Source organism: Flavobacterium sp. 9AF (assembly GCF_902506265.1).
Lineage (GTDB): Bacteria > Bacteroidota > Bacteroidia > Flavobacteriales > Flavobacteriaceae > Flavobacterium.
This window is the reverse complement of the sequence record NZ_LR733556.1, coordinates 1,249,933-1,271,667: the sequence shown is the minus strand read 5'-3', so window position 1 is coordinate 1,271,667 and position 21,735 is coordinate 1,249,933. Positions and strand designations below refer to the sequence as shown.

Genomic DNA, 21,735 nt, shown 5'->3' with positions numbered 1-21,735 from the left:
CTAAAATAAAAGTATTCCTAAGAATAACATAATCAAGATTGAAATTAATAAAAATATACCAAACAGCGGATTCAAAATTACAAATTTAAAAATCGTTTTCCAACGATTTTGCTGATAAAAATTACGTAATGAGCGATATAAGTAAAAAGGAAAGATTATTGTAGAACAAATTCCAATTAAAAATTCAGACACCGTATCGCTAAAATAATCTATTATGTTGAAAAGAATTAAACAGATAAACAAGAAAGTGAAGAATGTATAGGTAAAAACCAAATGTTCAGTATAATTTATTTTTTTGGAATAGAATACTAGCCAAAAAATGATGGTTATAATCGGTAGTGATAAAAAGATTAAAAAAGGTAATTTTTGATAGAAATAAAGCTTTAGTTCGTCTTTGATTTTATTGCTTTTAAATAGCTTTGCTTTAGCATAAATAAAACGATTTAAACGGTTGTTTTCAAATCCTAGTTCAGCAATTGCTTTTTCGTCTAATTTTTCTGGATATTTAAGATGAAAATTTCTGAAAGAACTTATTCTGTAGTAAATATCTAATTGGTTTTTTTCTAATTGCGATTTTGTATAAATAGAATCAACGCTTAAGGTTTTAAAAGTATTTATTTTCTCTTTTAATGCTAAACTATCCTTTTTTGAAATGGTGTCACTTATTTTATTTAATTCTTTTTCAAGCTCCGTTTGAGTTTTGGTGACAAAAGCCTCTTCGTTTTTATTTATATTGGTGTTTACATTGTTTTTGTTTTCTGTAAATGTAAAACTGAAAAATAGAATAATAGAGACACTAAGAAATAATCGGAAAGGATTGGCATATTTTTGTCTTTTACCTTCATTAAATTCTCTAGCAAGTATTCCCGGTTTAGTAAACATAGAAATTATAGAATTTCTAAGTCTAGAGTCATATGCGTAAAAATTAGAAAGAAATTCTTCTATAAAATCTTTTATGGTTATTTTTTTTGTAGAATTAAGTTGTCCGCAGTGATGACAAAATTTTTCACTAATATCTAGAGGGGTTTCGCAATTTAAACATTCGTAACCTCTATATTGTTTTAATCTTCTTTTAATCATTAGTTTCTAATTCCTTCGCTATTCGTGTTTGAAATCCCTATGACTCTATGATAACGATCATTATTACCTTTATAATAGACAATAGTAGTGTAGTTGTTTTCTGTTTGGTAAAAATTGCCATCAATTGCATTTTTAAAATCATTTTTTTGATTTTTATCCATTAAAGTGTATTGATAGTTTGTGTAACCTTGTTTGATTAATATTGCTTTTTCAAATAACCCATTTTCCTTATTGTAGGTCATTTTGTTTTCTTCATTCAAATTGAAATTGTTAAACATTCCTGTAATGTAAATAGTTTCATTATTAAATAGATTAGGAGCGTCTAATGTAAAATATACCCATGAATAATCGGCTTGTACTTCAGAATTTTCAGCATTTGCATTTAAAACAATAAAGTTTCCGTTAAAATCAGGAAAATAGGTATAAACTCCGTTTTTTCTTGCTTTATTAACGTACAAATGAGAGTTGTAAATATCTCCTGAAGTAACTCTTGAAACACTATTATTTGTTACTCTTATTTGAGAATTATCTAACGTGTAAAACTCATTTCCTGCCCAAAATTGTGTTTCCTTATTGTATTTGTAGATTAATTCTGTACCAATAGTATATTGTGGTTTAATATTTGAAATTTGTTCTTTCCAATTGCCGTTTTTAAAAATAGTAATTTTTACATTTTGTATGGGGTTTTGTAAAATTAAATCACCATAATTAATGCTGATTTCTATATTTTGTTTTTCATTTATACTTTCAAAATCGCGAGCTCTGCGCACTTCTGATGCAACTCGAACTTCTTCTTCGTAAATGATAAATTTTCTTGAAAAAACCAACTCTTGTTCGTCGTTGAAGATTTTTATGATATAGTTACCACTTTTAGTTATTTGATTGTATTTATTTGGGAACTGTTGCTTGTAATGAGAGTAAAGTTGTAGTGTATTGAATGAGTTTTCATAAGTAATTATTCTTTGATTATCCATTCCAGTTAAATATTCTACTTTGGCTAAATTTGAAGGTGTCCAATCATAATTGTATTGAGTAATAGTATAATAATAATCGGCTTCATTGCCAAATAAATCATCAAATTGCAATTCAAAAGATTCTCCTAATCTAAAAAAAGGTAAGACATTTTGATTATTTTGAACAAAAGAGACAGTTTTGATGTTGTATGGTGGAATTGTTTCAGTTTCAACTTGGCTGTAAAAAACTGAACTATAAATAATTAGTATTGATATGATAGCTTTTTTAAACATTATGTTTTTTGTTGTTTGTGTAAAAATAATAATTCTATAAATAGTAATACAAAATTAATGCAACAATGTCTTTTTTTGTTTAATTTAGAATTAGTATAAATAATAAAAATCAGTTGCTATATTTTTGGAGTAGTGTTTCTTAATTAATTAAATTTGCACGTTTTATAAAATAGTACTAACCATATCTTCAATAAACATGTCAAAAGACATTCGAATTAAAAAAGGTTTAGACCTTAAGTTGAAGGGCGAAGCAGAAAAGCAACTTTCAAACGCAGCCCGATCGAAAGTCTATGCTATTAAACCTTCAGATTTTCATGGGGTTACTCCAAAAATGATTGTAAAAGAAGGAGCTACTGTAAAAGCAGGTGAACCCATTTTCTTCTCTAAGAAAGATGAAGGTGTAAAATTTGTTTCGCCAGTAAGTGGAACTATTCAGGAAATCGTTCGCGGGGAAAAAAGAGTAATTCTAGAGATTAGAATACTTGCCGACTCTCAAGATGTCCATTTAGAGCATAGCAAATTAGATCCAAAATCATTATCTGGATCAGAAGTAAAACAACATTTGTTAGCTTCAGGTTGTTGGCCATTCGTTAAACAGCGTCCGTATGATGTTGTTGCAAATTCGGCAGATACTCCTAAAGCTATTTTTGTTTCTGGAATTCATTCTGCGCCTTTAGAGGGAGATTTGAATTTTGTTTTAAATGGAAAAAAAGAAGCTTTAGAGGCTGGTTTTTCTGCATTAACAAAATTAACTTCTGGAAAAGTACATGTGACGGTTGCAGCTAATGCAGATTTTATGCCTTCAGTAGAAGGAGTGACAGTACATAAAGGGAAAGGGGTTCATCCTGTTGGTCTAGTTTCTACTCAAATTGCTAAAATTGATCCAATCAATAAAGGTGAAAAGGTATGGACTGTTCAAATCGAAGATGTTGCTGTTATTGGCGAATTGTTTTTAACAGGTAAAATCAATTCAGAAAGAATAATTGCTTTAACAGGAACAGGTTTTGAAAGACCTTCTTATGCGAAAGCTATAATTGGTGCGCAAATTAATGATATAGTTGCGGGTAACTTAAAAGAAGGTAATTATAGAATTATCAGTGGTAATGTACTTACAGGAGATAAAAAATCAAAAGAACATGCTTTAGGTTTTTATCATAACCAAGTTACAGTTATTCCTGAAGGTAATGATTACGATTTCTTTGGTTGGAATATACCACGTCCTAATAAATTTAGTGTTTACAGAGCCATGATGTTCTCTTTTTTAACACCAAATAAAAAATACGATTTAAATACAAATACAAACGGAGAGCACAGAGGTTTTGTGCTAACTGGAGAGTATGAAAAAGTTTGTCCGCTTGATATTTACCCAATGCAATTATTAAAAGCTATTTTGGTTAAAGATATTGACCAAATGGAAGCCTTAGGTATTTATGAAGTTGCTCCTGAAGATTTTGCTTTAACAGAATTTGTTGATGTTTCAAAACAAGATCATCAGAGAATTGTGAGACAAGGATTAGACTTAATGATTAAAGAAGTAGGTTAATCCCTTTAAGAAATTTAAAATCACAAAAAATGAGTTTGAAACAAAATTTACATAATTTAAAAGAAAAGTATCGTGGCACTAAAATGGAACAATCGTTCAATGCGTTGCACACTTTTCTTTATATGCCTAACATAACAACACATTCTGGTTCACATGTTAGAGATGCTGCCGATTTAAAACGTGTGATGAACACGGTTATTATGGCAATGGTTCCTGTATTATTATTTGGTATGTTTAATGCAGGTTACCAAATGAATGGACAAATTAACGGTTTTGAAGCTGTTGATTTTTTTACATTAGACAACTTTTTAGTTGGATTAAAAAAGATACTTCCTTTATTAGTAGTTTCTTATGGAGTTGGTTTAGGTATTGAATTCATCTTTGCTACGGTTAAAAAACATGAGGTTGAAGAAGGATACTTAGTAACAGGAATGTTAGTGCCACTTGTTGTTCCTATCGATTTACCTCTATGGATGTTAGCTGTTGCTGTAGCCTTTGGTGTAGTTATTGGAAAAGAATTGTTTGGTGGAACTGGTATGAATGTATTAAATCCTGCATTAACGATTCGTGCTTTCTTATTCTTTAACTGGGCAGCTTGGATGTCTGGAGATAAAGTTTGGGTTCATGGAGCCGTAGATGGAGTTAAAAATGCAGCTGGAGTTGATGCTATTTCAGGAGAAACAATTTTAGGACAATTAGCTCAAAATAAAGAATTACATCATTCTGCTTACGATATGTTCATGGGATTCATTCCTGGGTCAGTTGGAGAAACTTCTACCTTTTTAATTTTATTAGCAGGTTTGTTTTTAATTTTAACGGGTATTGGAAGCGCGCGCATTATGATTTCTGCATTTATTGGTGCTGCTGTAATGGGATTAATATTCAATTCATTAGTAGATGCTAATGTTATCGTTGAAGGTAGTAAATTTTACAGTTTAATGCATTTTCCATTTTGGCAACATTTATTAGTTGGAGGTTTAGCTTTTGGTATCGTGTATATGGCTACAGATCCAGTAACAGCTTCTCAAACAAATACTGGGAAATATATTTATGGATTCTTTATCGGTTTGATTTCAATTTTGATTAGAGTTTTCAATCCAGCTTATCCAGAAGGTGTCATGATGGCGATCTTATTAATGAATGTGTTTGCGCCAACTATTGATTATTATGTAGTGCAAGCAAACGTAAAAAGAAGAATGAAACGTTTAAAACTTAAAACCGCTTAAATAATGTCAGCAAAACGTACAGATTCAAATTCATATACTATTATATTTTCAATAATATTAGTAGTGGTAGTAGGTTCGTTGTTGGCATTCTTTGCAAATGCAACGAAAGAAATGCGTGTTAACAACGATAAAGTTAAAACACAAATGGATATTTTAAGTTCTTTAGGGGTTGATACTGATCGTTCTAATGCTTCAAATATGTTTAACAAATATATTAAAAAGCAATATGTTATTGAAGGTACTACTGCAGTTGAAAACCCAGAAGCATATTTAATTGATGTTAAAAAAGAACAAGATGCTGCTAAAGAAGGAAAAACACAGCGTTTGCCTTTATTTGAAGCAGCCATTGAAGGAAAAACAATTTACATAGTTCCCGTAAGAGGTAATGGTTTATGGGATGCCATTTGGGGTTATGTAGCACTTAATGAGGATTTAAAATCTATTTATGGTGTTTTCTTTGATCATAAAGGAGAGACTCCAGGTTTAGGTGCTAATATTACTGAACCTTTCTTTAAAGATGATTTTAAAGGAGAAATGATTTATGATACGGCCGGAAATTTTAAATCTGTAGAAACTTCAAAATCAAACGGAGATCCTAATAATGTAGATAAAACGGATAACCAAGTGGATGCAATTTCTGGTGCAACAATTACTGGTAATGGTGTGGGTGCTATGTTGAAAAAAGGATTAGGAGTGTATTTACCTTACTTTGAAACACTAAAAAAATAAACTATGGCAGATAATAAAATGAAAGTAAAAGAGCCATTGTTCTCAAAAAAGAATCTTGGACTTATTAAAGATCCATTAGCAGACAATAACCCGATTACAGTTCAAGTATTAGGTATTTGTTCGGCATTAGCAATTACTGCAGAATTGAAAGCTTCAGTTATTATGGCTTTATCTGTAATATTTGTAACAGCTATGGGAAATGTAGTTATCTCATTGATGAGAAATATTATTCCTAATTCAATTCGTATTATTACACAATTAGTGGTAGCGGCAACATTAGTAATCTTAGTAGATTTAACTCTGAAAGCTTTTGTACCCGATTTGGCTAAAAAATTATCGGTATTCGTTGGTTTAATTATTACAAACTGTATCATCATGGGACGTTTCGAAGCATTTGCTTTAGGAAACACACCTTGGAAATCATTCTTAGATGGAGTAGGTAACGGATTAGGTTATGGAGTTATCTTAGTGATCGTTGGTTTTTTCCGTGAATTATTAGGTTCTGGAAAATTATTCGGATTTGAAGTATTAGGTAATCCAGTTGAAAAAACAGGTTTATATGCTTTAGGTTATGAAAACAATGGTTTCATGTTATTAGCACCAATGGCTTTGATTACCTTAGGATTAATCATTGGTTTTCAACGTTCAAGAAATAAAAGTTTAATCGAAGAAACACACTAAGAAATGGAATTATTACAATTATTTTTAAAGTCAATTTTTATTGATAATATGGTATTCGCAACATTCTTAGGAATGTGTTCATACTTAGCAGTTTCTAAAAAAGTTTCTACAGCTGTAGGTCTTGGTGCTGCGGTAATCTTCGTTATGTTAGTAACGGTACCATTAAACTATTTACTAGATCAATACTTACTTAGACCAGGGGCTTTAGTATGGTTAGGGGATGAGTATGTAGATTATGATTTAAGCTTTTTAACCTTCATTTTATTTATTGCTACAATTGCTACAATGGTACAGTTAGTAGAAATGATTGTTGAAAAATTTGCACCGGCATTGTATAATTCTTTAGGTATTTTCTTGCCACTTATTGCTGTAAACTGTGCTATCTTAGGAGGTTCACTATTCATGCAACAAAAAGAATTTGCTAATATTACAGAAGCAACGGTTTATGGTGTGGGTTCTGGTATAGGATGGTTTTTAGCAATTTTAGCTATTGGTGCTATTCGTGAAAAAATAAAATATTCAAATGTACCTCCAGCATTCAGAGGATTAGGAATCACTTTTATATTAACTGGTTTAATGGCTATTGGTTTTATGTCTTTTGGTGGTATGTTGACAGGCGGAGACGAAGCTCCTAAAAAAGAAGTAGTAGAAACTATTGTGCCTTCTGATGTAAAAGAGACTACTCCTGTTGAAGAAACAAAGATCGACTCTACTACTGTGGAAACTGTAAAAGATTCATTAACTGAAATAGCACAAAATTAATTATGATAGCATTAGAAGTAAGCACTACAGGTTTAATAGCAACAACTGTAGTTTCCTTTTTAGTTTTATTATTGGCTTTGGTAGCTGTAATTTTGTTTGCTAAAGCAAAATTAGTTCCTTCAGGACCAGTTAAAATTAAAATTAATGGAGAAGAAGAAATTGAGGTAAATTCAGGAAGTTCTTTATTGTCCACTTTAGGTGGAGCAAAAATATTCTTACCTTCTGCTTGTGGAGGAGGAGGAACTTGTATTCAATGTAAATGTAAAGTATTAGAAGGTGGTGGAGAGGCACTACCAACTGAAATTCCTCATTTCAATAGAAAAGAATTAGCGGAAGGTTGGCGTTTAGGATGTCAGGTGAAAGTGAAAGGAGATATGAAAATTGAGGTGCCAGAAGAAGTATTTGGTATCAAGAAATTTGAAGCAAAAGTATATTCTAATTATAATGTGGCTTCTTTTATCAAAGAATTCATTGTGGAATTACCAGATGATATGCACTATGAACCTGGAGGGTATATCCAAATTGAGATACCGAAATGTGAGATAAAATATTCCGATATTGATATTACGGCTCACCCTGTAGAACACCCTGGAGAACCAGATAAATTTAAAGCTGAATGGGATAAATTTAATTTATGGCCATTAGTAATGAAAAATGATGAATTAGTAGAAAGAGCTTATTCTATGGCTTCTTACCCTGCTGAAGGTAGAAAAATTATGTTGAACGTACGTGTGGCAACTCCACCATGGGATAGAAATATTAATGGATGGGCGAAAGTAAACCCAGGTATTGCTTCTTCTTACATTTTTTCTAGAAAAGCGGGTGACCCAGTAGTGGTTTCTGGACCTTATGGAGAATTCTTCATTAACGAATCTGATGCTGAAATGTTATATGTAGGTGGTGGAGCAGGAATGGCACCAATGCGTTCTCACTTGTACCATTTATTCCGCACCATTAAAACGGGTAGAAAAGTAACTTATTGGTATGGTGGTCGTTCTAAAAGAGAGTTATTCTATACGGATCATTTTAGAGCATTAGAAAAAGATTTTCCAAATTTTAAATTCTATTTGGCTTTATCTGAACCTTTACCTGAAGATAATTGGAAAATTAAAGAAGGTATAAACGGAGAAGGGGATGGATTTGTTGGATTCATACATAATGTTGTGATTGATAATTATTTATCAAAACACGAAAATCCAGAGGATATAGAATTGTATTTCTGTGGACCACCTATGATGAATAAAGCCGTTCAAAAAATGGGAGAAGATTTTGGATTAGATCCTGAAAATATTAGATTTGACGATTTTGGAGGATAATCTAAAGTAAATAATAGATTAAACCGTTCTAATTTTAGAACGGTTTTTTTATTTCTAATCATCAATTCGTACTTTTGTAATATGGAAGAATTAACTGAACAAGAATTGCATCAAATTGCAATGAGCCATGTAGGGAAAGACTTAGAAATAAATGGTTTTGAATTTATAGCTATTAATAGTCAATTAAAAAAACACCCACAATTTGTTTGTGTTGATAAGAAAACCAATACCCTTCATTTTGTAATGGTTCAAGCAGTTCCCTATCCAATTAACCCTGATGAACCGAATGTTTTATTTATAGAAACTTTTATTAATCATGCGAAAGCCAAAAATGCAAAAGTATTGTTTGCAGGTGTGGGTATAGCTAACGCAGACGATTTTGAAAAACCAGTATACAGAAACTCTGATTATATAATTAATTACAATGGATATCAAACCCTTTTATAGTTTTTTTTTATTTTTTTTTATTTTTATTTCTTGCCAAGATAAAAAAGAAGCAGTTACAAATCAATTTTTCTATATACAAGGAGAAGCTCAAGGTAGTACATATAGTATTAAATATATTGCTAAAGAAGAATTAGTTCATAAAAATGAAATTGACTCTTTATTGACTGCATTTGATTTGTCATTATCTACTTATAGAAATGACTCCAAAATCAGTAAAATTAATGCTGGGGATTCAACTGTAATTGTCGATAAGCTATTTGTGGATACTTTTAAGACCTCAAGAGATATTTATAATGAAACGGAAGGATTATTTGACCCAACAATAGGGGTTTTGATTAATGCTTACGGATTTGGGCCTAATAAAAAGCACAAAAGCCTTTCCCAAAAAGAGATTGACAGTCTTTTGCAATATGTGGGATTCGATAAAGTTAAATTAGAACCCAATTACACGGTTTCCAAAAAATATGCTCAAACGTATTTTGATTTTAATGCCATTGCTCAAGGTTACTCTGTAGATGTTGTTGCTAATTTTCTTAAAAAGAAAGGTATTTCTAATGGAATTATTGAAATAGGAGGAGAGTTGCTTTCTATGGGTGAGAATAGTATTGATAATAAAAAATGGGTGGTAGGTATTGATGATCCTTTACAAAAACCAGACGAAAGAAAATTAATTGAAACTATTGCTATAAAAGATCTTGGTATGGCAACTTCTGGAAATTACCGTAAAGTGATTGTTGACTCTGTTACGGGTGAAAAGTTTGTACATATTGTTAACCCAAAAACAGGGAAAAATGAAAAAAACGCTATTTTAAGTGCTACTGTATTAGCTCCTACATGTATTGAGGCAGATGGCTATGCTACAGCTTTTATGCTTATGTCTATAGAGCAAATTGAAATTATATTGAAAGAACATAAGGAATTGAAAGTAATGTTGTTATATGTGGATAAAGAAAATAAGATGCAACGCTTTTACTCGGAAAATTTTGCAAGTTTAATTTTTAAGAAAAGTTAATTTATTGATAATAATTTTCGCTATTTGCAGTTATATTTTAGATTTGAAAAAATATAACTTCATGAAAAAAATTAAACAATTGCTTTGTTTCTTGCTTGCAACTCCAACTTTTTTAGTTGCTCAAGAATTAAAAATGGACAGCCCTATACCTATGGATCCTTCTGTAAAAATGGGGAAATTAAAAAACGGATTAACCTATTATATTAAGAAAAACAGTAAACCTGAAAATAAGGTAGTTTTACGATTAATGGTTAATGCAGGCTCTATTCTTGAAACAGATGAACAACAAGGATTAGCTCATTTTATGGAACACATGTGTTTCAATGGTACGAAACGTTTTCCAAAAAATAAATTAGTTGACTATCTTCAAAGTATTGGGGTTAAATTTGGTCAACACCTTAATGCATATACTAGTTTCGATGAGACGGTTTATTTTTTGCCAATTCCGTCAGATGATAAAGAAAAAGTAGAAAAAGGATTTCAAATTATTGAAGATTGGGCATTTAATACAACACTTACTCCTGAAGAAATTGATAAAGAAAGAGGTGTGGTTTTAGAAGAATATAGATTAGGATTAGGAGCAGACAAAAGAATGGAAGACCGTTTTATTCCTAAAATGATGTATAATTCTCAGTATGCTAAGCGTTTGCCTATCGGTCAAAAAGAAATTCTTGAAAATTTCACTTATGATAAATTAACTTCTTTCTACAAAGATTGGTATCGTCCTAATTTGATGAGTGTAGTGGTTGTTGGTGATATTGATGTAGCGGAGATGGAGCAAAAGATTAAAGACCATTTTTCTAATTATAAAAATCCAAAAAACGAAAAGCCTAGAAAAGTTTTTGATGTACCTAATCATAAAGAAACATTTGTAGCGATTGAAAGCGATAAAGAAGCGGCTTTTACCCAAGTGCAATTGTTGTATAAAGACAAATCCGAACCAAAAAAAACGGTAACAATTAAAGATTTTAGGGAGGAATTAGTGGAAGGATTATTTACTACTATGTTAAATAACAGATTAGAAGAAAAACAAAATTCCCCTACACCACCTTTTACTTTTGGTTACACTTATCATGGTGGCACTTGGGCTCGTACTAAAGAAGCTTTTCAATCTTTTGCAATGGTAGCACAAGATAAACAATTAGATGCTTTAAAAGTTTTAGTAGAAGAGAATGAAAGAGTGAAAAAATTTGGATTCACAGAAGGTGAATTGGAAAGAGCCAAAGCTGAATTTTTAAATCAAATAGAAAGACAATATAATGAAAGAGATAAAACAGAATCGGATCGATTTGTTAATGAATTACAACGTAATTTCCTTGATCAAGAACCTGTTCCAAGTATCGAATGGACTTTTACCACAATGAAAAAATTGTTGCCAACAATTTCATTGAATGAAACGAATAATTTAATTGCAACTTACATTCAAGATGAAAATAGAGTAGTTATTTTAACAGGTCCGGAAAAAGACGGTTTGGTGTTACCTACTGAAAATGAGGTGTTAAAAGCTATTAAAGTTGATGAAACTATTTTACAACCTTATAAAGAGACTGAAATTGCAACAAGCTTATTAAAAACTACCCCTGCGAAAGGGAAAATTGTCAAAACTGAAAAAAATGATAAATTAGATATCACAACTCTTACTTTATCAAATGGAGCGACAGTTGTGTACAAGAAAACCGATTTCAAGAATGATGAAATACAGTTTCAAGCTATGAGTTTTGGAGGTACAAATTTAGTCTCTAACGATGATTATATGAAATCATCTCTTGCTATGAGTGGATTAAGTGAAGCTGGTTTTTCTGGAATGAATAAAAATGATATTAATAAGTTTATGACTGGAAAAATAGCAAGAGTAAGTCCTTACGTAAGCTCAACTTCAGAAGGGATGAACGGTTCATCTACACCTAAAGATTTTGAATATCTCATGCAAATGATTCACGCATACTTTACTGATTTAAATAAAGATAGAGAAGCGTTTAATGGTTATGTTGCAAAACAAAAAGGATTTATGAGCAATTTGTTGTCGCAACCGTCAACTTATTTTTCAAATGAATTATATAGCTATTTAAATAAAGAAAATCCTCGATATAAAGGTTTTCCTAAGCCAGAAGATTATGACAATGCAGATTATGATTTAGCATATAAAATTTATAAAGAGCGTTTTGCAAATGCTGCTGATTTTACTTTTTACTTTATTGGAAATGTAGATGATGCTAAAATGGAAGCCTTTTCTGAATTATATTTAGCCTCTCTACCTTCTTCAAAAGAAAAAGAAAAAATGGTCGATTTAGGATATAGAATGTTGAAAGGAGAACATAAAAAAATTATAAATAAAGGTAAAGATCCTAAAAGTACAGTTAATATTATGTTCTATGGTGATTGTAAATATGATAGTGAAGAAGCTTTTGCTTTAAAAGCTTTAGGAGATGTTTTAACTATTAAACTAGTAGAAGAACTTAGAGAAAATGAAAGTGGTGTATATGGTGTAGGTGCAAGAGGTTCGATGAATAAAGTGCCTTATGGGAATTATAATTTTTCAATTAATTTTCCTTGTGGACCAGAAAATGCTGAAACACTAACAGCTTCTGCATTAAGAGAATTGAATAAAATTATAGAAAATGGTCCAGAGCAAAAGGACGTAGATAAATTTAAAGAAACTGAAAAATTAGATTATAAAGAAAAGATTAAAGAGAATAGATTTTGGATGACCAATTTAACAAAAGCTCAAGTAAACGGAAGTAATCCTGAAGAGATGTTAAATTATGTAGATCAGGTTTCTAAAATAACAGCAAAAGAAATTCAGGCAGTTGCAAAAAAATACCTTACAAAAGACAAAGTAATTGCCATATTGATGCCAGAAGAATAAAATTAAACAACAAAAATCCCACTTACTAGTGGGATTTCTTTATTCTAATATATAATTGATATTATTAAAAATTTCTTCTGGAATTGTATTTTCAATAATAGAGTCTGAAATTTCTTTTTTACTTTGTTGCAATTGATTTATTTTTTCTTCAATGGTATCTTTTGCAATAAAACGAACCACATTCACTTGATTTTTTTGCCCAATCCGATGTGCTCTTCCTATGGCTTGTAATTCTGCAAAAGGATTCCACCAAGGATCCAAAAGAAGTACATAAGAGGCTTTTGTTAGATTTAAACCTGTTCCACCTGCTTTTAAAGAAATAAAGAAAAGTAATTTCGAATCGTCTTCTTGAAAAGAACCAACTTGCTTTTCTCTGTCTTTTAAGTTTGTGTTTCCTGTTAATAAGCAATAGCTAATTTTATGTTTGTCACACCAATCGGTATAGATTTTTAAATGAGAAGTATAAGAACTAAATAGTAATGTTTTTTGTTTAGCTTGTACCAATGTTTCTAAATAGGCGGTAACATCTAGAAATTTTCCTGACGGGATATCTTCATCAATTAATATCGGATGATTAGCTAATTGTCTTAGTTTTGACAAGGCATTGAGAATGGAAATTTTAGAATTTTGTTTGGTTTCCAATGCATTTATTTTCTTGTCAATTAAATAATTTCTAATAATCGACTTTTCATTGTCATACAATTTAGCTTGTTCTTCACTCATTTCAGAATAGAAAATTTGTTCCGAAATTTCTGGTAAATCTTGAGCTACTTCCATTTTGGTTCTCCTTAATAAATAAGGATTTATCAATGATTTTAACTCTTTAATTTTTTGTTCATCATGCTGTTTTTCAATTGCTTTTTTAAAGTGAGCATCAAAAAAAGTAAAGCTGTTTAATAGATTAGGATTTATAAATTGCATCTGACTCCATAAATCACTTAAGGAGTTTTCAATAGGGGTTCCACTTAATGAAATTTTATGAGAGGCATTTATGGTATTAATTGCTTTGTAAATTTTAGAATTCCTATTTTTTATTTGCTGGCTTTCATCAATAATTAAAAAATGAAAAGATAGCGTTTTAAGTAGATTTATATCTTTGAGTAATAAACCATAAGAAGTAAAGACCAAATCTACTTTGTCTAGCTTTTTGCGTTTCAATTTTCGGTCTAAACCAGTATAATTCAATCGGGTAAAATGAGGAGCAAATTTTTTCGTTTCATTAAACCAATTATAAGTTAACGAACTAGGAGCAACTACTAATGCTTTTAATTTTTTTTCTTTATTTTGATTTGTAGTACTAAATAAATCGAAAGAATCTTCAATTTCTTGAGTTATAAAAAAATCATCTTCAAATTGGGTAAAAACAAAATCCAAATAAGCTAAGGTTTGAATGGTTTTTCCTAAACCCATATCATCTGCTAAACAAGAACCTAAGCCTAATTGGTAATTTTTAACCAACCAATTAACACCTTCTATTTGGTAATTTCTTAGTGTAGCTTTTAAATTTCCAGTAGATTTGAAAGGAATAATCTCTTTGTTGAAGGAATTGTTTTCTGTTGCAATGCCTGTTTCTTCTAATAACGTAAATTGGTTTTTCTGAATTTGGATTTTATTGTTGTCGGTTTTTCCAAAATTTACTAAAGATTTATATTTACTAAACCATTCCTCAGGTAATATAAAAAATGTTTCATCTGGTAATTGATACAAACGATTTCCAGTTCTTAAATGGGGAATGATTGCGGTGAAAGGAAAGGTATGTGAGCCTATTTCAATAGTCATTTCAATATCAAACCAATCTTTATTTTCTATAAAATGAGAAGATATTTTGAAATGTTGGGTATTAATTATCTTACCATTTATTTTCCAATCGATAGTGGTATTTGAATTTTCAATCTCATCGTGTTTTGCAATCAATTCGGTTATGTTGTAATATTCTGAAACGTCATGAATAGCATTAGTAAAAGAAGCAAGCTTAGAATTTAAAAAGAATAATCCGTTGGTTTCCAGATTTTTGATAATCTCAGCTTCTTGTTTTTTATTTCGTACAGTTTGAAGAACAGTAAACTCATTATTATCGTTGTAATTTAAACTAATATGGGTGTTTTTTTCATCTGTAATCGAGAAAGTATGATCCTCATATATAAAAAAAACGTCTAAGAGATATATTTTATGAATTATAGATAAACTCGGTTTTATAATACAGCCTTTACAAGAGGTGTCTTTTATTACCTTAAATCCATCCGCTTCAATAGGAACTTTTTTTATGACATTTTTAATGAATTTATTAAAGTACTCAATACTGTTTTTATTAGGAATAATTACTTCTTTCTTTTGTAAAAAAGGCTTTAATTTGTTTCCATTAATGTGTTGTATATGGTATATCTTACTATTAAAAGTGATCCATGAAGGCTCATTTAATACAATTTTTATCTCTTTCTCGTAAGGAAAGAATTCATTTCCTTCACATAATATACTCAATCGATATATGAGATGTTCCGAAGTTTTTGAAAAATAAAATTTAGGCTCTAATGTATTTGGGCTAAATACCACTTGTTGTTTGTTAAAAACATCTTTTTTATTTAAATCAATACTTAATGGAATTGTAGTAGGAGCGATGCATTTAAAAAAACGTTCCATGGAAAAATCGATAAAATGAGAAACTAATTTTTTCATTTTCGAATCACTTAAAAGGAATTCCAAACTTTTAGCTTCTTTATTTTTAATCTTGTATTTAGTAAGTAACTGTTTTGCGGATAGTTTGTCACAAATGTCTAATAGTTGTTGTTCATTACTGTCTAAGTCAATTTGTGATTCTGCTATGGTTTTAGAATTAGCTATTTTTATAACATAAGACAATATGTCTTCATTTTGCTCCACAATGTAAGCTGAAGGTAAATAGGTTTCTAAAATAGTATGATAAGATAAATCAAATACTAAAGCATGATTTGTCTCTTTTAAAATGGGCATATCTAATTATTTAAAGCAAACTGGAATAATTTCTCCTTTGGCTAAACAGTATTTTTCTACTAAATCATTAGAAAGCTTTTGGGTGTAATCTACTTCTTTTACTTGGAAACCAATAGTTCTTAATTTATCAAAATAATCACGTCCATAAACTCTTACATGATCATATTGACCGAAAATTTTGGCTCTTTCTTTTGGATCGGTTATGCTGTCATCAGAAAAAGTAGTAGCTCTAGATAAATCTTGAGGAATCTGAAAGATACCCATTCCACCCGGTTTTAAAACACGATATAATTCTTGCATGGCTTTAGTGTCGTCTGGAATGTGTTCTAAAACATGATTGCAAAAAATGATATCATATTGATTGTCTTCGAAAGGTAAATTACAAATATCTGCTTTTACATCTGCTAAAGGAGAAAGCAAATCGGTAGTTGTATAATTGATGTTTTTTTGCTTCTTAAATCGTTTGTAAAACTCTTGTTCTGGTGCAAAATGTAAAACATCTAATTTTTCTTTAGAAGTAAAGAAGTTGGTTTCGTTTTGAAGGTATAACCAAAGCAAACGATGTCTTTCTAAAGACAAAGTACTAGGAGATAAAACATTGTTTCTTTGGGTGCCATAACCATAAGGAAGAAACATGGAAAAGCTTTTTCCATCTATAGGATCAGTAAATTTATTTCCTCTTAATAGGAAAGCAATAATAGGTCTCACAACAATACTCAATCTAATAAGAATAGGTCGGGGAATGGTGTTGAGAATAAATTTGAAAATCTTTTTCATTTCATTAGTGTTAGGGCGTATATAATTCCAAATATTATAGAAAAAATGATAATTATGACTAAATATAATCCTATGAACATAAGTAAATATTTTATACTGTAAATAAAAATTTGCTTAAATGTTAGAAGATATAATTTTCTAAAAGCATATAAAGTGAAAAATAGAAATAAAAACAGAAATAAAAATGAGTAGGTTCCAAATTTCATCTCTAAAAAATTAACCAAAATGACCTGTAAAACAAGAGAAATAAAGCCTAAATTGGTTTGTAAATAACTATTAAAAACTAGATGTTCAAAGAAATTGTGTCTTTTTTTGTAGAAAATTACATAACTAGTTAACGCATAAACAGGAATTAACAGCAAAACAAAGAAATTGTAATAACTCATTAGCGTTTCCACATATGCTTTCATATCTAATTTTGGCGTGGCTGCAACAGTACTTGTCTGATTGAGACTACTTGAAAAGCTTTCAGAATAATCGGTTATAATTTCTAACGGGAAAAATTTATAAAAGAATACAGCTATAGTTGCATACAAAATGATATATGAAAAAGGTTGAAAATATTTCTTTCTTGCACCTGAAATATATGCTTCTAAGACATCTTTTGGATTAACAAATAAACCAATAAATGTTCTCCAAAAATTGTTGTCCCAACTTAAGAAAGGACCTACAAATTCCTCCATAGTGCCTTTGAAAGACAATCGATCATGAACAATTTTTGCCCCACATTTAGAGCAAAATTTATCCTGATCCTCTAATGGGTTTTCACATGTTTTACAGTTCATTGTTTAGATTTTATAAGAGAAACTAAGGTTTTATTTGTATGTGAAATTATAGTACAAGTGTTTTTTGTCTTAAACCTTCCTCTTCATTACTTATAATTCCTAAAGCATCATAAATATAAGCAAAGGTAGATAGTAATTCTGGCTTCCCATCAACAATAGCAACATCGTGTTCAAAATGAGCACTAGGCTTTCCATCAGCAGTAGTAATGGTCCAACCGTCTCTATGTTGAATAATGTTTTTGGTACCCATGTTAATCATCGGTTCAATGGCAATAACCATTCCGTTAACTAATTTTTTACCTCTTCCACGTTTACCATAATTTGGAACTTCAGGGTCTTCATGCATTTTTTTTCCTAAACCATGACCACATAATTCACGAACCACACCATAACCATGCGATTCACAGTATTGTTGAATAGCAAAACCAATGTCTTCTACTCGATTACCTACTTTTGTGGCACGAATACCTTCATATAGCGATTCTTTTGTTACTTGAAGTAATTTTTTAGTTGCTGCATCCACTTCACCTACTTCAAAAGTATAGGCATGATCACCATAAAACCCATTTTTGTAAGCTCCACAATCTACAGAAATAATATCTCCTTCTTGTAAAGGGATATCGTTTGGAATTCCATGTACTACCTGAGTATTAGGACTCATGCAAAGCGAATTAGGGAAACCATACATGCCTAAAAATGCAGGTTCAGCACCATGATCTCTAATATATTCTTCTGCAATTTTATCTAAATATAACGTAGTTACTCCGGGTTTAATTTCTTTCGCAATTAATCCTAATGTTTTAGAAACTAATAGTGCGCTTTCACGCATTAACTCAATTTCTTCTTTTGTTTTTATAACAATCATAATAGTGCAATTCTAAAAAGCAAAAATACAATTTTAAATGGTTTTTAGAAGCTATTTCCAGCTATCCGCTATATCTTTTTGTTTTTCCTTATACTTAAAACAAAAATTGTATAGGAAAACAAAAAGGATGTCGCTACTATCTGGGCTAGGCAAATTGTGTTTTGCATAGACTATTTTTAATAATAAAGATGAGAAAAATCATATTTTAAAGAAGTATAAGATAGTAGTTTTGTACAATAAAATTAAAGGTATGAGTAGTAAGTATGTATCAGCATCAGAAGCTGTAAAAATTATAAAATCAGAAGATAGAATATATGTTCAAGCGGCAGCAGCAACGCCCACAGTTTTAACAAAAGCATTGTCTGAAAGAGCAGATGAACTTAAAAACGTAGAAGTTTGTCATTTACATACAGAAGGGGAAGCTCCATATGCTAATCCAGAATTGGCTGCTAGTTTTCATGTAAATTCATTTTTTTTAGGTAAAAATGTACGTCATACATTAAAAGCAGGAAATGGTTCTTATACACCCGTATTTTTAAGTGAATTACCGTTGCTTTTTAGAAAAAATGTCTTAAAGTTAGATGTTGTTTTTATTCAGGTTTCTCCACCTGATCTGCATGGATATTGCTCTTTAGGGGTTTCAGTAGAGGCTTCAATTGCTGCAATAGAAAATGCAAAAACCGTTATCGCTCAAGTAAATCCAAATATGCCAAGAACATTTGGTGATGGCATCATGCATATTTCTGAAATTGATTATTTAGTAGATGTAGATTTACCCATTTATGCGCATGAAGTTGCACCGTTTACAGAAGCAGAGGAAAAAATAGGATCCTATATTGCATCATTAATTGATGATAAAAGCACTTTGCAAATGGGTATTGGATCTATACCTAATGCCGCTTTATCAAAATTAACGCATCATAAAAACTTAGGATTGCATACTGAAATGTTTTCTGACGGAGTAATTGATTTAATCGAAAGAGATGTAATTAATTGTAATTATAAAGGTATTTTTAAAGGAAGGGCTTTGGCTACTTTTTTAATTGGTTCTAAACGGTTGTATGATTTTGTAAATGATAATCCTTTTATAGAGATGAAAGAATCTTCAATTGTTAATGATACGGCTCGCATTCGTAAGAACCCAAAAATGGTAGCTATTAATTCAGCCATAGAAGTGGATGTAACTGGACAAGTATGTGCTGATTCAATTGGGGCCAAAATGTATTCGGGAGTAGGAGGACAAATGGATTTTATTAGAGGAGCTTCTTTAAGTGAAGGGGGTAAGGCAATTATTGCGCTGCCTTCTATTACTAAAAATGGAGAAAGTAGAATTGTTCCTTATTTAAAGCAGGGGGCAGGTGTGGTAACTACAAGATCACATATACATTATGTAATTACAGAAAATGGAATAGCCGATTTATATGGTAAGTCTTTGAAGCAAAGAGTTAAAGAGTTGGTTAAAATAGCACATCCAATACATCAAGAGTGGATAGAGAAAGCCTATTTTGATTTAGTAAATAGTTTGTAATTCAATAGTTTGTCTTGCAAAAAAAATATTTTTGCCTAAATATTTGAAAATAAATGAAATAAAAATTTTTTGTATTCATTAAAAGAGTACATTTGTGATAATATATTATTTATTTATGAACATTTTTGTAGGAAGTCTTCCTTATAGTATTGAGGAAGCAGATTTAAGAGGTTTTTTTGAAGAGTATGGAACTGTTGATTCAGTTAAGATTATCTCTGATAAATTTACTGGAAGAAGTAAAGGATTTGGATTCGTAGAAATGCCAAATGACGCGGAAGCTCAAAAAGCTATCGACGAATTAAATGGTGGTACTGTAGAAGGCAGAACTATCGTAGTAAACAAATCTGAACCAAAACCACAAGGTGATAGAGAAAGAAAACCTTTCAACCGTAGTGGAAATGGTGGGGGAGGAAGAGGAAACTTTTCTAACAGAGATAACAATAGAGGTGGTCGTTACTAATTATCTGTAGTGTTATAAAAAATAAAATCCCGATTCAATCGGGATTTTTATTTTTTTATTCTGGTCTCGCTATAATTTTATACAAACCTAATGAAGCTTCTAAAAAAGCATTTTCTAAACCTATATTTTCTAGCTGGGTACTTACCAATTTATTTTCTCTAGAATTAATTAAAAAAATCGAACTTTCACCCATTTGAAATAAACGTTCTTCAGCTTCAAGCATAGTGCTAAAATCGAAAACTAATTGATTGTTCCAGTCGCGTTGTCTTTTAAATGATTGTATCTCTTGTTTTTGATACGCAATTTTATTTTTTAGACTTTCCCTTTCAAAATCTAAACCTAACTCTGCATCTCGAATTTTAAGTTTGGCAAATTTTAAATTGGCTCTTTCTTTTCTTAAAAATAATGGAAATGAAAATTGTACACCTATCTTGTAATCTTCAAATCGATAGTCTTCAAAATTACTGGGTTCAGAAAGATAATTATAACTTACATTCAACTTAGGGAGCAAATGGTTAGCATAAAATTTTCTTTCCACTTGTAAAACAGCTATTTTAGATTCTAAAGCATTGATTTTTGGGTGATTTTCAATGTTTGATGTGTTAAAATCATCAATCTGTAATGATATTAAAATAGTATTTTCTAGTTTACTATCAGGAAATAAAGAATCATCTATCTCTAAAGGAACACCATCATCTGTCCATAAATAATTAGATAATTCTAGTTTACTTTTAATTAATTTTAATTGAGCATTTTCAAGATTTAATTTTCTTGTTTTAACTGTTATGCCTGCTTCTATGCTGTCTATTCCTGCTTTGTCTCCTTGTTCTATTAATTTGATAACTCCTTGGTATCTTTTTTCTGCATTTTCAAGATAGGTAGCATAAAGTTCTCTTTCATTATAACTTTTTTTCCAATTTATGTAGCGCAATGCAGCTTCATAAATGGCATTAGTAGTTTCAATATCTCTTTCAGCTTTGTTTAATTTTTGATACAGTTTTGCTTTTCTTAAATCGGCCATTCGTTCATTTATCCAAAGCCCTTGTCCTACTGGGATAGTAATACCTAAAGATGTTAAACCTGTATTTGGTACCGTATTTTCTGGATTTAAATAAATACCTTCATTGTTATCAAAAGCGGCTTTAATTTCTATACCGTACCAAGTTGGAATTTTAAAACTTCCGTTAAAAATAGAATAATAATTTTTATCAGTATATTGTTTCTCACTATAATCTGCTTCAATTTTTGGGTCAAAACCACCTCTCGCTTTTAGTAATTTAATTTGAGCTTCAGCTATTTTTAAATTGGCTTGTTTTACTAAAGGATGATTTTTTTTTACATGACCTAGAAATTCATCGAATGTAAATTCTCGTGAAGGTTCTTGAGCTACGATAAAACTACTTAAAAACCAGAAAAGAATACAAATTTTTGCTTTCATACGAAA

General features: G+C 30.5%; 18 protein-coding genes. 11 read left to right on the top strand and 7 right to left on the bottom strand.

Annotation, left to right across the window (positions count from 1 at the left end):
• Entirely contained in the window at positions 1-1,080 is a 1,080-nt protein-coding gene (locus HALO113_RS06060; protein ID WP_159778172.1) for a DUF3667 domain-containing protein, read from the bottom strand.
• Complete coding sequence (locus tag HALO113_RS06055; RefSeq protein WP_159778171.1) at positions 1,080-2,327, bottom strand: DUF5103 domain-containing protein; 1,248 nt, start codon at positions 2,325-2,327, stop codon at positions 1,080-1,082. Before HALO113_RS06055 ends, HALO113_RS06060 begins: the two co-directional genes overlap by 1 nt.
• A 196-nt stretch (positions 2,328-2,523) precedes the next feature.
• Between HALO113_RS06055 and HALO113_RS06050 the strand changes: the two genes are divergently transcribed.
• The 9 genes from HALO113_RS06050 (at position 2,524) to HALO113_RS06010 (ending at position 12,909) form a co-directional block, all read left to right on the top strand.
• Positions 2,524-3,870 carry a Na(+)-translocating NADH-quinone reductase subunit A gene (locus tag HALO113_RS06050; protein ID WP_159778170.1) on the top strand — a complete coding sequence of 449 codons (1,347 nt, stop codon included), beginning with the start codon at positions 2,524-2,526 and terminating at the stop codon, positions 3,868-3,870.
• Positions 3,871-3,899: 29 nt separating this feature from the next.
• Positions 3,900-5,096, top strand: coding sequence for an NADH:ubiquinone reductase (Na(+)-transporting) subunit B (locus tag HALO113_RS06045; protein WP_159778169.1), 1,197 nt, complete (start codon positions 3,900-3,902; stop codon positions 5,094-5,096).
• 3 nt (positions 5,097-5,099) lie between these two features.
• A complete protein-coding gene (gene nqrC, locus HALO113_RS06040; protein WP_159778168.1) occupies positions 5,100-5,825 on the top strand; it encodes an NADH:ubiquinone reductase (Na(+)-transporting) subunit C in 726 nt (241 codons plus the stop codon).
• A gap of 3 nt (positions 5,826-5,828) precedes the next feature.
• Positions 5,829-6,506: an NADH:ubiquinone reductase (Na(+)-transporting) subunit D gene (locus HALO113_RS06035; RefSeq protein ID WP_236554604.1), complete on the top strand. Its 678-nt coding sequence runs from the start codon at positions 5,829-5,831 to the stop codon at positions 6,504-6,506.
• Positions 6,507-6,509: 3 nt separating this feature from the next.
• A complete protein-coding gene (nqrE, locus tag HALO113_RS06030; protein ID WP_159778167.1) occupies positions 6,510-7,268 on the top strand; it encodes an NADH:ubiquinone reductase (Na(+)-transporting) subunit E in 759 nt (252 codons plus the stop codon).
• A gap of 2 nt (positions 7,269-7,270) precedes the next feature.
• Positions 7,271-8,584, top strand: coding sequence for an NADH:ubiquinone reductase (Na(+)-transporting) subunit F (gene nqrF / locus HALO113_RS06025; RefSeq protein WP_159778166.1), 1,314 nt, complete (start codon positions 7,271-7,273; stop codon positions 8,582-8,584).
• Positions 8,585-8,665: 81 nt separating this feature from the next.
• Positions 8,666-9,031, top strand: coding sequence for a Na(+)-translocating NADH-quinone reductase subunit F (locus tag HALO113_RS06020; protein WP_159778165.1), 366 nt, complete (start codon positions 8,666-8,668; stop codon positions 9,029-9,031).
• Complete coding sequence (locus HALO113_RS06015; protein ID WP_159778164.1) at positions 9,009-10,043, top strand: FAD:protein FMN transferase; 1,035 nt, start codon at positions 9,009-9,011, stop codon at positions 10,041-10,043. Before HALO113_RS06020 ends, HALO113_RS06015 begins: the two co-directional genes overlap by 23 nt.
• 61 nt (positions 10,044-10,104) lie before the next feature.
• A complete protein-coding gene (locus HALO113_RS06010; protein WP_159778163.1) occupies positions 10,105-12,909 on the top strand; it encodes a pitrilysin family protein in 2,805 nt (934 codons plus the stop codon).
• Between the two features lie 39 nt (positions 12,910-12,948).
• Here the strand turns inward: HALO113_RS06010 and HALO113_RS06005 are convergent, their stop codons facing one another.
• Genes HALO113_RS06005 through map form a run of 4 tightly spaced genes read right to left on the bottom strand, consistent with a single transcriptional unit; the run spans position 12,949 to position 18,303 of the window.
• Complete coding sequence (locus HALO113_RS06005) at positions 12,949-15,876, bottom strand: DEAD/DEAH box helicase (RefSeq protein ID WP_159778162.1); 2,928 nt, start codon at positions 15,874-15,876, stop codon at positions 12,949-12,951.
• Positions 15,877-15,882: 6 nt separating this feature from the next.
• Positions 15,883-16,653, bottom strand: a complete 771-nt coding sequence (locus HALO113_RS06000) for a class I SAM-dependent methyltransferase (protein WP_159778161.1) — start codon at positions 16,651-16,653, stop codon at positions 15,883-15,885.
• Complete coding sequence (locus HALO113_RS05995) at positions 16,650-17,438, bottom strand: DUF3667 domain-containing protein (RefSeq protein WP_159778160.1); 789 nt, start codon at positions 17,436-17,438, stop codon at positions 16,650-16,652. Before HALO113_RS05995 ends, HALO113_RS06000 begins: the two co-directional genes overlap by 4 nt.
• 46 nt (positions 17,439-17,484) lie before the next feature.
• Positions 17,485-18,303 carry a type I methionyl aminopeptidase gene (gene map, locus HALO113_RS05990; protein ID WP_159778159.1) on the bottom strand — a complete coding sequence of 273 codons (819 nt, stop codon included), beginning with the start codon at positions 18,301-18,303 and terminating at the stop codon, positions 17,485-17,487.
• Between the two features lie 250 nt (positions 18,304-18,553).
• Between map and HALO113_RS05985 the strand changes: the two genes are divergently transcribed.
• Positions 18,554-19,831 carry an acetyl-CoA hydrolase/transferase family protein gene (locus HALO113_RS05985; protein WP_159778158.1) on the top strand — a complete coding sequence of 426 codons (1,278 nt, stop codon included), beginning with the start codon at positions 18,554-18,556 and terminating at the stop codon, positions 19,829-19,831.
• A gap of 115 nt (positions 19,832-19,946) precedes the next feature.
• Positions 19,947-20,291, top strand: coding sequence for an RNA-binding protein (locus HALO113_RS05980; protein ID WP_159778157.1), 345 nt, complete (start codon positions 19,947-19,949; stop codon positions 20,289-20,291).
• Between the two features lie 55 nt (positions 20,292-20,346).
• Here the strand turns inward: HALO113_RS05980 and HALO113_RS05975 are convergent, their stop codons facing one another.
• A complete protein-coding gene (locus tag HALO113_RS05975; protein ID WP_159778156.1) occupies positions 20,347-21,729 on the bottom strand; it encodes a TolC family protein in 1,383 nt (460 codons plus the stop codon).
• Positions 21,730-21,735: the final 6 nt, after the last annotated feature.